The following is a 12,263-nucleotide window of genomic DNA, read 5'->3' as shown; positions in this document are numbered from 1 at the left end:
TTTTTTTATCATGTTTGGCTCTCTCATACTTTTTTTTCTATTTTTGTTCTCTCTCTTTCTATGTATCTATTATATTTTTGATATCTTCTGGTCTTATTTTATTTTGAGTTTTAACTTTATCAAAGTTGTCTTTGCCACTTGCATCGATAAAAAGTATATCATTTGGATTTTCTCTACATTTTTTTAGTACCAAAATGCATGTAGGTATAGGTGTACCAAAAAATATATTTGCAGGTAGTCCTATCACCGCATCGATGTAGTTTCTGTCTTCTATCATATATTTTCGTATATGCCCCTCTGATGCTCCACGAAAGAGAACCCCATGAGGAAGCACAACCGCCATAGTTCCATTCTCTGCTAAGTGAGAAATCATATGTTGTACAAATGCAAAATCTGCTTTTGTTTTAGGGGCTAGTTTTCCATAGTGAGAAAATCTATCATCACTCAAAAATAGCTCTCTAGCTGACCAATGAGCAGAAAATGGAGGATTAGCAACGATAGCATCAAATTCCATGCCACGGTGTTCTGGATGCTCTAAGGTATCTTCATTTTTTATATCAAAATCACGATAATGTACACCGTGAAGTATCATATTCATACGAGCAAGGTTATAGGTAGTTCGTGTAAGCTCTTGACCGTAAAATTTTGGATGTTCATCTTTTGGAAGTGCTTTTGCAACCCTAAGAAGAAGTGAACCAGAACCACAAGTTGGATCATAGATAGTCGCTGGTTTTCTTTTGCTTGTCACTATTTGAGCTAAAAGAGTTGATACTTCTTGAGGGGTATAAAATTCTCCTGCTTTTTTACCTGCTCCACTTGCAAATTCACCTATAAGGAACTCATAAGCATCACCCAAAATATCTGCATTTGTATCGTGAAGTTTGAAGTCTATCTCATCAAGTTTTGCCAGAACTTTGGCGATGAGTTCATTTTTTGCTTTTTCACTTTTACCAAGCTTTGAAGAGGTAAGATCTAAATCTTCAAAAAGGTTTTCATAATCATCTTGTGACTCTGTACCCATTGTAGATGATTCTATATTTTTTAAGATAGTTTCCAAATCATCCAAGATAAAGTTTGATTCACCTTCTGATTCATTATTTCCTTTTTTAGCTATATATGAAAAAAGCTCATTTGGTTTTAAAAAATATCCAAGTTCTTCAACTGTATCTTTTTGTAAATCTTTTAGTAACTCTTCATAGTCTTCCATCGATTCATTAATGTCGGCAAATTCAAAGTCATCTTCACTTAAAAGCTCTGTATTGATAAAAAGTTCAATTTTTTCTGAAAGGTATTTATAAAATATAAAGCCTAATATATAGTCTTTATAATCATCAGCTGTCATTTTACCTCTAAGAATATTTGCAATACCCCAAAGTTTATCTTGCAATATTCTCTTTTGTTCTTCGCTCATAATGCACCAATATTGAATTAATTTTATGGGTATTATAGCCGTTTATATTAAGTATCCGATTATAATAGACTATGTGCTAAAGAAAATGTAGATTACTTATTTCTCAATATTTGACTCATTCTAATTGGTCGATCAAAAAAAACATGTGTGGCTACATTGCGTGTTTTAAAAGATATTTCAATATGAGTTTTTATAAATGTGTTAGATGATGAAGGTGGTGGGTCAAGCAGGATTTGAACCTGCGACAACCCCGTTATGAGCGGGGGGCTCTAACCACTGAACTATTGACCCGTTTTGAAAGAGCGCAATTATAAACGCTCTATCATTAGAGAAAGCTTTTTTTACCCGTATCCCCGTACAAATAGCGGAAACGATATGCCAGCAGGTTTTCCAAAATCGCCAAGATAATAACAAAATTGATAAAACTACTCCCCCCATAACTGAACATCGGCAGAGGAACCCCCACAACGGGGGCAAATCCAATCGTCATCGCGATATTGACCGACATATAGATGAAAAAGAGCAGCGATAATCCCCCCGCGACAACCTTGATATAATAATCCTCCGTCCAAAAGGCGATTAGGAGCAGATGGGTAATCAATGCCGCATAAAGCATAATCAGCATCAACGCACCGAAAAATCCAAACCGCTCGACCACGTAAGCGAAGATAAAGTCACTCGAGGCGATAGGGAGAAATTTCATTTGCGTCTGTGTAGCATCCTCTTTGTTTTTACCAAAAAATCCCCCCGATCCGACGGCGATAATCGACTGTTCGACGTGGTAACTCGGTTTTTCGCCGACGAAATCGTGCAACCGCTGTTTTTGATAATCGTGCATCTGAGAATAGATGAGCGGCAATGAGATCACAAATGCGGTAATCATCCCGATCCAGATTTTCCAATGTACCCCAACGATAAACAAAATACCGTATCCGAGCAAAACCAACACCGTAGCCGTCCCCAAATCAGGCTCTTTGGCAATCAGAAAAAACGGCAATAAAATATAGACAGAAAGTTTCAAAAACTCTTTGAGACGATACCCGTCCCGCGGAGGCGGTGTGCGGCTGATGAGATAGGCCAGCATCAACACAAAGGCGGGTTTGAGCAGTTCCGAGGGCTGAAGGGTAAAATGGATAAAGGGGATTTCAATCCACCGTTTTGCCCCAAGACGGGAATGTCCGACGAACTCTACGGCGATCAACAGCAAGATACTCGTCCAATACGCGATGGGAATCATCCATAACATTCGGCGTATCGGGAGGAGAAAAAGGACGATGAATACACCCACACCCACGAAACTGTAAAACATCTGTTTTTGCCCCAACATCGGATGAATCTCATAAATGAGCCAACCTGAAGTAAAAATGAGCGGAATCAATAAGATAATGGTGATGAAATCAAAGTGTGCTAAAATTCGACGATCAATATTAAGCACTACGGTCCTTCATTTTTTTTGCTAATTGTAGCATAGCGGGCTTATAACTTTATTTTACATTATCCAAAAGGGAACCTGTTTTGACACATGAAGAAACTATTTTTACCACCGAAGAAGCCGTCCGTCTGGATGTTTTTTTAACACAGCAACTCGGTCAAACACGCAACCAAATCACCCAGCTGATCGAGCAAAACTGTGTCACAGTCGACGGTAAATCAACCGCAAAATCGGGGCTCAAACTCAAACCGCTTCAACACGTGAGCATCCGTTTTCCTGAGCAAAAATCAACCCCTGCACAAGAGATCGATTTTGACGTCGACATTTTATTTGAAGATGATGATATTCTCGTCATTAACAAACCCAGTTCCCTCACCGTACATCCCGCACCGAGTGTCAAAGAACCGACTCTTGTAGACTGGCTCAAACACAAAGGGATCAGTCTCTCGACCCTGAGCGGAGAAGAACGCCACGGAATCGTCCATCGGCTCGACCGGGGAACCAGCGGTGCGATGGTGATCGCCAAAAACAACGAAGCCCATGAGGCTCTCTCGCTTCAACTCCAAGATAAAACCATGGGACGCTATTATCTCGCCGTGATCACCCCGGCAATGAAAGAAAATATCACCGCTATCGACCGTCCTATCGGACGAAGCACCCATAATCGACTCAAAATGGCGATCAACGAAAATGGTAAAAATGCAAAAACGGCATTTGCCAAACTTCTCGTAAGCCATGATGAATCCGAAGAGCTGATCGCCTGCAAGCTCTTCACCGGCCGCACCCATCAAATACGGGTTCATCTCGAGTCCATAAGCCGCCATATTATTGGGGATCATCTCTATGGAAGCTCGGGGAAAAGCGATAAAATGGAACGTATCTTGCTTCATGCATACAACCTCTATTTTACCCATCCAACGACTCAGCGCAGGGTAAATTTTACCGCTCCGCTGGGATCAGTGGTGGAAGATTATTTACATAAACATTTTGATTCAAAGGAATTGCATGCACTCATCGATCCGATACGCATTGAGCGTCTCTTTAGCACTGAGTCTATTTAGCGGGTGTGCTCCTCAGCCGGCTCCACAAAAAACCGTTACGATTGATTCGACACTTCCTACACCCTCATTGAACGGGTTTATCGCCGATATCACCTCGATCGCATTTGAGTGGAAACCGCTCGAAGACCCGCGAGTGAGCGGATACTATGTCTATCGCAATACACCGGGAGCTGAAGATCAAAAACTTCAACGCGTCGCAACGATCGAAAGCCGTTTTGCAACCCATTTCGTTGATAATGATCTAAAACCAGGCAGCGAGTATCAATACCGTTTCTCCGCTATCACCAAAGAGGGGACAGAATCGGTCGCGAGTGAAACAATGCTCGTTGCAACACAGCCGATGATTGCTCCGGTGAGCTTTTTTCAAGCGATCGGCAATATGCCGCGCAGTGCAAAACTCCTTTGGCGTCCGCATCCGAATGGGAAAATCAACGGTTATGTCATCGAGCGCCAAGACGCAACGGAGCAAAAATGGAATGCCATCGCAACGATCAGCGGTCGTTTGAATGCTGAATTTATCGATCGCGAGCTCAAAGACGGCCAAGTCTACCATTACCGAATCAAAGCAACCACGTTTGACAAACTCACAACCGAAGCGAGTGAAACAAGCAAAGTGATCACAAAACCGCTTCCGCCGGAAATCCGCAATATCAGTTCCACCAATGATCTGCCACGTGCGATTTCACTCAAATGGGAACCGAGCACAATCAATGATCTCAGTCATTACAATATCTACCGTTCATCCACACCGAACGGATCGTTTGATTATCATGTGAAACTCGAAACCAATACATTTACCGACAATATCACCGAAGACGGTAAATTCTATTTCTACAAAATCACTACTGTCGATAAAGACGGCTTAGAGGGGCTTCAATCTTCCGTTGCGACCCAAGGTTCAACCCTCTCAAAACCTCAAACTCCGATAGCCTATGAGGGAAAAATCGTTAATAAGACGGCTGAATTGCAATGGAGAAATACCGATCCGCGAACGGTTTCCAATACCGTTGTAAAAACAACGAAAACGAGCTGGATCTCGCGCGAAAGTATCGATATCAACAATATCACCACTACCAGTTTCCGCGATACCGATCTCAGACCTGATACCGATTATCTGTATGAAATTTTAAGTGTTGATAAAAACGGAATTCGATCGCTCCCTACTCAAGCTATCGAACTTCGATATGAGGCTAAATAGAGAATGCCGCATTTACATCTCGAATCGTTCAATCCTCTCACTTTTCCGACAACGCGAGGGGAAGTAGAGTTTTTATTTCAAGCCGATTATAAAAACCCTGATGAAGGCTCACTTATTGCAACACGGTACAAAGGGAGAGAGTTCTTTTTGGTCTGTAAAAACGGTCCAAAAAAGCTCCTCAAAAGCGATAAAGTAACCCGTCCTTCACCCAATTTTATCCTCAAGCATGCAATGCTGGCATACGCTGAGTGTTCCAACGCAACCATCATCGATTCAAATGTCGATAATGCACCGGAAAACACCCATCTTAAAACACACGACGCGCTCAAGACCATCTCGTATTTTGCGGATAATTTCCCGACGGAGCGCGAAGTACGGATTGAAATAGGATTCGGTTCGGCTCGCCATCTTCTGCATCAAGCAGCTGCCAATCCCGATATTCTCTTTATCGGACTTGAAATCCATAAACCCTCGATTGAGCAAGCTCTTAAACAAATCGTCATCCAAAACCTAAACAATATTATGATTTTAGACTACGATGCACGCCTGTTTTTGGAGTTCGTCCCCTCCAATATCGTCGGTAAAATCTATGTCCATTTTCCGGTACCATGGGACAAAAAACCCCATCGTCGCGTTATCTCCGAAGCGTTTTTAAAAGAGTCGGAGCGGGTACTCAAAGTGGGAGGAACATTGGAGCTTCGAACCGACAGTGAAAATTACTACCGATTTGCGCTTGAGACGTTCAGTTCACCGCGCCAAAGCCGTTTTGACGTTCGTAAAAACCAAGATATCGCTATTGTCAGCAAATATGAAGACCGCTGGAAAAAGATGGAAAAAAACATCTACGATGTCACCTTTACGTGCGAAGTCGAATCACCTGAACCCGATGAGACGATGACATTTGCATTCACCGCTTCCAATATTGTATCCGATACGATCGATGCACTCTCCAAAGAGACCTACAAACGCGAATGGGGATTTATACACGTTGAACGACTGTATGACATCAACGAAAACGATCGACTAATCCGTCTTGCGATGGGAAGTTTTGATCGTCCCGAGAGTACCTATGTGATTATCGAAAACGGTCATCCTCGATATTATCCCGATCTTCCCGTCCGTTCATCCGCAAATCTCAAAGCCCATATCTTACTAGACGAGCTGTTACATGGATAAAGTAATTATTGCCGAAAATCTATCCCTCTCTTACAAAGAGTTTGAAACCATCATCAGCAAAGCCAGTTTTTCGATTGATGCCGGAAGTTTTGTCTTTATCACCGGTGCCAGCGGAAGCGGAAAATCGACTTTACTCAAATCCCTGTACGGTGCTATAGAACCCAGAGGGGGGCAATTGGTTGTCGGTGGTGTCAAGATGAACCGCATCAGTACCTCCAAACTCAACTTTCTGCGCCGCCATGTCGGTATTGTATTTCAAGACTACAAACTGATCAAAGAGTGGACAATTGAAAAAAATGTGATGCTTCCTCTCATTATCTCAGGGTATACCAAAGAGGTGAGCGATCCTCAGGTACAAAAACTTTTGGGACATGTCAAACTGAGCCACCAAGCAGGAAAATACCCTCCAGAACTCTCCGGCGGTGAACAGCAACGCGTTGCAATGGCTCGTGCATTGGCGCATAATCCGATTTTGATCTTAGCAGATGAACCGACCGGAAATCTGGATGAGTACTCCTCCGAAGTTATTTGGAATTTGTTGGAGGGAGCTAATACGCAACTCAAAACAACCATTGTCGTCGTCACACACCGTATCCCTTCCTCCATCAGCGTACCGTACAAACATTTTCACATCGAGATGGGAAATATTCATGAAATCGCTTAAAAACCATATCTCACTTATCGTTGCCCTTTTTACCGTTTTATTTGCGGTACAGATCTATGTTGCCGTTGATCGTACCATCAAAGCCTATGAAACACGCCTCAAAAACGATTATTCGATCATTGTTGTTGCCAACAAAACGCTGAGCCCGGATGAATTCAAAGCGATGGATTCTATCATCGACCGTAGCGAACCTATCGCGACCGATCAAGTTTTACAGCGTTTGCAGGGAGAGATGTCGAAAAAAAATCTTGAATTGCTCAAATTGACTTTACCAAAGTTTTATCGAATTTATCTAAGCCGTTTTCCAACACCTGAAGAGATTTCAAAACTTCAGAAACGACTCCAGAAAAATAGCTCTATACAGCGTGTTGAAGGGTATGCTCAAACGCACGATACCGTCTATAAACTGATGCTATTATTCAAAGACGTCGTCCAAATTTTCTCTATCGCAATCGCAGCAGTCACCTCATTGCTCATCCTAAAAGAGATGCGTTTATGGCAGTTCCAACATGCAGAGAGAATGTCGATCATGGCACTCTTTGGGGCTCCCGTGTGGCTCCGTTCGGCTGTTTTGTTCAGACTTGCTATCGTCGATGCCATTATCGCTACAATCGTAGTGTGTATCGCTTTTTTTGTCATAGAAGAGAACGGATGGATGGATTTGCTTCTCAATACGGTTGGCATTACTATCGATCTGTTTGATTTTCTTCAGGATGGCATCCGATCACTCATAATCGCACTTAGTGTCTCAATCATCCTCACAATGACCATTGTGATCGGTAATGACGAAGAGGAATAAATGAGAATTCCCCTTTCCCTCCTTGTGATCTCAGTGTTATCGGCATCCTTGACGGGAGCTAAAATTGATGAAAAAATTCAAAATACCTCCAAACAGCTGAACCAGACCAAGCAAACCTACTCTACTCTCAATGCAAAACTTGAAGCAACTGCCTCTAAAATTATGCAACAGCGTCAGATTGTGGACGGTCAACAAGAAAAACTCAATACCCTTGTTGAAGAACTCAAATCCAAAGAGAATGTTTACCAAACCAATAAAATGACGCTAAAAGGGTTAGAGGCACAGCAAACCCTATTGATCAAAACCCAAAACGAGATAGAGCAACGTCTGGTTTTTGCGATTGCTCGAAATACCTCTATATCCTTACTGATCAACGATGATCGGGCAAAAGAGGTCGGTTCCATCATTACCGAAGAAGCCCTTAAACTCCATCTGAAACAAATTCAACAAGAGATCAGAGATCTCAATGCCATTTTTGTTTCCAATGCGGAACGAATTTCTGGCTTATCGTCTCAGACAACCGTTCTAAAACAATCCATTTCGGTTATTGATCAGCAAAAAAATAGAGTTTTAGAGACGAAAAAGGCAAATGAAAAAGCGATCGTTCAACTCGAACAAGAGAAAAACGAATACAAAAAATCACTCGATAAAATCCTCAATCAGCAACGTTCTCTCCAAAATACCCTTGCTAGCCTCAACATTATCAAGCAACAGGCTCTAAAGCCTAAAAAAGCTCCTCCTCCGCTCGTTCCGCAAAAGCCGGGATCAAAACCGGTACCGGAAGATGTGAAACAAGCAGTAGCGCAATACAGTCCATCGAGCGTTGCGGCCTATTCCGGAGAACACACCATTGCCCCTTTGGATGGCTATGTTGTAACCAAACGGTTCGGTCCTTATACCGATCCGATCTACGGAATCAAAATTTTCAACGATTCCGTCTCACTGCGACCGACAGAAGCCGATGCCAAAGTCAAAACGGTTCTGAATGGAAAAGTCATTTTGGCAAAACCGACCGCGATGCTAGAGAATGTCGTCATTATCGAACATGACAACGGTCTACACACCATTTATGCTCATCTGGATAAAATCGCTCCGACAGTAGAAGTTGGAAAACGCCTGAAACAAGGTTCGATTATCGGGCGTGTCGGAAGAGAGTTGATGTTCCAAGTCACACAACGAAATGCCCATATCGATCCGATGCAGATGATTCGATAACCTTCGGAATACAATACTCTGTAAAAACGCAGCAAATCGGAAGCAAATTCCGATTGCCTCACATCGTAGTTAAAACGGCCAAACAGCCTCGACAAGTTTGCTTCCCCATCCGCGCTGTGTTGCACGATCCACATCGCCTTCATTGGCATAAAGTATTTTTGCGTCGGAAACTTTCGCGGAGTTGATCTGATTGTTTTGATCGATGTCATACGGCCGGATCACACCGCTAAGCTGCATAATCTGTTTTTGATCGTCCACCATGATCTCTCGACGACCGGTGATGAAATAGTTGCCGTTTGCCATTACTTTCACGATACGAGCGGATACGGTTGTCGTGAATGAAGCATTTTTCGTAGCACTGCCTGAACCGGCGAACGAAGACGTCGATCCTCCCGTAAAGCCGATATTGCCCAGTCCATTTAGTTTTCCAACCGCTGATCCAACGGCAGAATTGCCTCCGGTTGCGGTGAATACCCCACCGTTCAATCCTAGCGTATCGGCTTCGGATAACGCTTTTTTGCCCACATTTGAGCTGCTCGCCGTCTCAGAGATGACAACGGTAACAACATCATTGACATGCATCGCTTTGTGATCGGAAAAAAGAGGACTATCCCCTTGACCAAACAAGCTCCCTCGCGCAACAAAAGTATTCTCTTCTTCGCGTGATGGCATCTCTTCCACATATTTAGGGGGTGCGAACGTGATTTCAGGCTCCGTCAGACGCGCATTGCATCCATTCAACAATAACGATGCAGAAAGTATCGATAAATAAAGTGGTATGCGCATTCTTCCATCCGAGTTATATTTAGCTATAATAAGCAAAAATAGTTCCAAGGGATTTTTAATGAGTTTAAAAGAACAAATCAATAATGACATCAAAACGGCAATGAAAGAGAAAAACGTTCCACTCCGTGATGCACTCCGTTTGCTCAGCAGTGCCATGAAACAAATCGAAGTAGATGAGCGTAAAGAACTCAGCGATGAAGATATCATCAAAATCATCCAAAAACAGGTCAAACAGCGTCAAGACGCCATGACACAATACCGTGAAGCGGGACGAGACGATTTGTATGATCAAGAAGCTGCAGAGGCAGCAATATTCGAGACCTATTTGCCAAAACAACTCAATGACGAAGAGTTAAAAGCTGCAATCGCTGCAATCATCGCCGAAACAGGTGCCGCTTCGATGAAAGATATCGGACGTGTCATGGGAGCTGCGTCAAAAACACTCGGTGCGACCGCGGATGGCAAACGGATCAACGAATGCGCAAAAGCGCTTTTAAGCTAACCCTTACAGCTGATGGGGGCGACCGTAATGGAACCCCTGTGCATAATCAACACCGATCTCTTTGAGAATTTGTAGCGTCTCTTCATCCTCAACATACTCCGCAATCGTTTTTTTACCGAACTCTTTGGAAATTTGATGAATATGTTTTACAAAAATACGATCTTTTTCATTGACGACAATATTTTTGACAAACTCTCCGTCAATTTTTACAAAGTCGGTATCAAAGTATTTCAGATACACAAACGATGAAAATCCTGATCCAAAATCATCAAGCGCAAAAGAGATCCCGATTTCTTTCATCTCTTCGATAATATCCATTAAACCGTTTACGTTATGAATCGCTTCACGCTCTAAGATCTCTATCGTCACACCCGATTGAAAAGATTCAGGTTCTTTTTCATAATGAGACTTGATCACATCGATATATTCACCTCCAAAAAGGCTTTTTGTTGAGAGATTAAAGAAGAAACGTTTATTCCATAAGCTTCTCTCTTCTCGAGCCATCAGCCCTTTCGTTAAAATGATCTGATCTATTTTGCATGCAAAACCGAGGCTTTCAGCAACCTCGATAAATTGTCCTGCGGCCATATAGCGCTCACCGTCTCGAATACGTGCCAACACTTCATACCCGTAAATCTCTCCCGTTTTTACGCTATAGATTGGTTGAACGAACGGCTCGACGCGATCTTCATCAATAGCACGACGTAAAAACTCCCCTTTTTTCTGAATTTCAGTCGCCATCTCTTGATCGCTTTGATCGGCACGTGCAATCGTATTTTTACCGGCACGTTTGGCTTTATACATCGCTAAATCCGATCCGGTCAACAATGCTTCGATATTTTCACCTTGTTCGGGGTATTCGGCAATACCGAAACTTGCGGTCAATGAAACCTGATCAAACATCAATGATATCGGAGTAGATTCGAGAGACGCACGAAGTTTTTCAACCACTGCATGGCCGTTTTCATATGATGTCTCAGGGAGAATAACGGCAAACTCATCCCCACCGATACGGGCCAAGATATCGGCATTACGAAGGTTGGAAGCAAAAATTTGAGTGACCTCTTTGAGGACCAAATCCCCCGATGCATGCCCATAGGTATCGTTAATGTATTTGAAATTATCCAGATCGATCATCAAAATCGTAAATTTGTGACGATGTCTCACCGACCGCTTCACTTCATAGGTCAAAAACTCTTCAAATTTACGACGGTTATAGAGTCCCGTGAGATAATCACGATCGGAGAGTTCTTGAAGTTTTTCATAATAATCTTGGATAGAATCAAGCATCTTATTGAAATAGTTCTCAATATTTTTGACTTCCATGATTTTTGTTTTCAAACTGATCCGTTTCGCCATATCATTATTGCTGATGATCTCTTGGATCATCCCAATGAATTGTTTGATCGGTTGAACGAGCAATTTGTTCAGTTTGTAATACAAAATAGCAAAAATAATAATCGTAAAGAAGACAAAAAAGACAATAAATGAGTTAATCATCGTCGTCAAAGAGATTTTGAGATTCGCTACCGGAAAACGGACATCTATAACGCCGTTGATATCCCCTACTTTTGCGTTGGTATGACATGCAAGACATTTTTGTTTTACAACAATCGGATAAAGATAGCGGATTTCCTCATCCCCCGTCAAAACATCCTCCCCACGCATCGCTTTCGCTACCATAGGATCATTTTCACGGATCGCTTTATCATTGCCGTGATCACCGAATAACTCCGCAACGATCGGACTGCGATACGCACTGATTTTCATTTGCGGTTCGACTTCGTTCAAGCGGACGATGATGGCATCCAGTTCTTGTTTGCTCCACCCTTTTTCCATCGCTGAATAAAGAGCTTCGAATGCCAATCGACTGGTTTTTCGGGCATCCACACGAGCGAGATCGTCGATCGCCCGTTTTTTGATATAGATTCCGTATATAAAAGCCACAGCCAAACTGGTAAGGAGAGAGAGAATGACTGTTTTAGCGATTAATTTCTTATATGTAGTATAACTATTCAT

11 protein-coding genes and 1 tRNA gene are annotated in these 12,263 nt (G+C 42.5%); 7 read left to right on the top strand and 5 right to left on the bottom strand.

Annotated features, from left to right (window positions below; translation table 11 throughout):
* Positions 1–58: 58 nt before the first annotated feature.
* The 3 genes from CJD30_RS10930 to CJD30_RS10920 form a co-directional block, all read right to left on the bottom strand.
* Positions 59–1,411, bottom strand: a complete 1,353-nt coding sequence (locus CJD30_RS10930; RefSeq protein ID WP_294919013.1) for a type I restriction-modification system subunit M — start codon at positions 1,409–1,411, stop codon at positions 59–61.
* Between the two features lie 215 nt (positions 1,412–1,626).
* Positions 1,627–1,702, bottom strand: a tRNA-Ile gene (locus CJD30_RS10925).
* Between the two features lie 34 nt (positions 1,703–1,736).
* A complete protein-coding gene (locus CJD30_RS10920; RefSeq protein ID WP_294919011.1) occupies positions 1,737–2,846 on the bottom strand; it encodes an FtsW/RodA/SpoVE family cell cycle protein in 1,110 nt (369 codons plus the stop codon).
* A gap of 80 nt (positions 2,847–2,926) precedes the next feature.
* Between CJD30_RS10920 and CJD30_RS10915 the strand changes: the two genes are divergently transcribed.
* Genes CJD30_RS10915 through CJD30_RS10890 form a run of 6 tightly spaced genes read left to right on the top strand, consistent with a single transcriptional unit; the run spans position 2,927 to position 8,956 of the window.
* Positions 2,927–3,904: an RluA family pseudouridine synthase gene (locus tag CJD30_RS10915; protein ID WP_294919009.1), complete on the top strand. Its 978-nt coding sequence runs from the start codon at positions 2,927–2,929 to the stop codon at positions 3,902–3,904.
* Complete coding sequence (locus CJD30_RS10910; protein ID WP_294919007.1) at positions 3,849–5,102, top strand: fibronectin type III domain-containing protein; 1,254 nt, start codon at positions 3,849–3,851, stop codon at positions 5,100–5,102. The genes CJD30_RS10915 and CJD30_RS10910 overlap by 56 nt, the downstream gene beginning before the upstream one ends.
* Positions 5,103–5,105: 3 nt before the next feature.
* Positions 5,106–6,278, top strand: coding sequence for a tRNA (guanosine(46)-N7)-methyltransferase TrmB (gene trmB / locus CJD30_RS10905; protein ID WP_294919006.1), 1,173 nt, complete (start codon positions 5,106–5,108; stop codon positions 6,276–6,278).
* A complete protein-coding gene (locus CJD30_RS10900; RefSeq protein WP_294919004.1) occupies positions 6,271–6,942 on the top strand; it encodes an ABC transporter ATP-binding protein in 672 nt (223 codons plus the stop codon). Before trmB ends, CJD30_RS10900 begins: the two co-directional genes overlap by 8 nt.
* Positions 6,929–7,741, top strand: coding sequence for a cell division protein FtsX (locus CJD30_RS10895; protein ID WP_294919002.1), 813 nt, complete (start codon positions 6,929–6,931; stop codon positions 7,739–7,741). The genes CJD30_RS10900 and CJD30_RS10895 overlap by 14 nt, the downstream gene beginning before the upstream one ends.
* Entirely contained in the window at positions 7,742–8,956 is a 1,215-nt protein-coding gene (locus tag CJD30_RS10890; protein WP_294919000.1) for a peptidoglycan DD-metalloendopeptidase family protein, read from the top strand. It begins immediately after the preceding gene.
* A gap of 69 nt (positions 8,957–9,025) precedes the next feature.
* On the opposite strand, the gene flgH is transcribed toward CJD30_RS10890, so the two are convergent.
* On the bottom strand, positions 9,026–9,742 hold the full coding sequence (gene flgH / locus CJD30_RS10885) for a flagellar basal body L-ring protein FlgH (protein ID WP_294918999.1): 717 nt from the start codon (positions 9,740–9,742) through the stop codon (positions 9,026–9,028).
* Positions 9,743–9,800: 58 nt separating this feature from the next.
* On the opposite strand from flgH, the gene CJD30_RS10880 reads away from it, so the two are divergent.
* Positions 9,801–10,244 (top strand): GatB/YqeY domain-containing protein, encoded by a 444-nt coding sequence (locus CJD30_RS10880; RefSeq protein ID WP_294918997.1) that lies wholly within the window; start codon positions 9,801–9,803, stop codon positions 10,242–10,244.
* 3 nt (positions 10,245–10,247) lie between these two features.
* Here the strand turns inward: CJD30_RS10880 and CJD30_RS10875 are convergent.
* Positions 10,248–12,263: diguanylate cyclase (locus tag CJD30_RS10875; RefSeq protein WP_294918995.1), on the bottom strand; the 2,016-nt coding region annotated here is incomplete at its 5' end.

The sequence above is a fragment of the Sulfuricurvum sp. PD_MW2 genome (assembly GCF_002633015.1).
In the GTDB taxonomy this organism is placed as follows: domain Bacteria; phylum Campylobacterota; class Campylobacteria; order Campylobacterales; family Sulfurimonadaceae; genus Sulfuricurvum.
The sequence above is the reverse complement of the archived record's forward strand: the minus strand, read 5'-3'. Positions and strand labels throughout refer to the sequence as shown.

Excerpts from the sequence above, each read along its gene's own strand:
- CJD30_RS10930 (WP_294919013.1), bottom strand. The coding sequence starts at position 1,411 with ATGAGCGAAGAACAAAAGAGAATATTGCAAGATAAACTTTGGGGTATT.
- CJD30_RS10910 (WP_294919007.1), top strand. The coding sequence starts at position 3,849 with ATGCACTCATCGATCCGATACGCATTGAGCGTCTCTTTAGCACTGAGT.
- trmB (WP_294919006.1), top strand. The coding sequence starts at position 5,106 with ATGCCGCATTTACATCTCGAATCGTTCAATCCTCTCACTTTTCCGACA.
- CJD30_RS10900 (WP_294919004.1), top strand. The coding sequence starts at position 6,271 with ATGGATAAAGTAATTATTGCCGAAAATCTATCCCTCTCTTACAAAGAG.
- CJD30_RS10895 (WP_294919002.1), top strand. The coding sequence starts at position 6,929 with ATGAAATCGCTTAAAAACCATATCTCACTTATCGTTGCCCTTTTTACC.
- CJD30_RS10890 (WP_294919000.1), top strand. The coding sequence starts at position 7,742 with ATGAGAATTCCCCTTTCCCTCCTTGTGATCTCAGTGTTATCGGCATCC.
- flgH (WP_294918999.1), bottom strand. The coding sequence starts at position 9,742 with ATGCGCATACCACTTTATTTATCGATACTTTCTGCATCGTTATTGTTG.
- CJD30_RS10880 (WP_294918997.1), top strand. The coding sequence starts at position 9,801 with ATGAGTTTAAAAGAACAAATCAATAATGACATCAAAACGGCAATGAAA.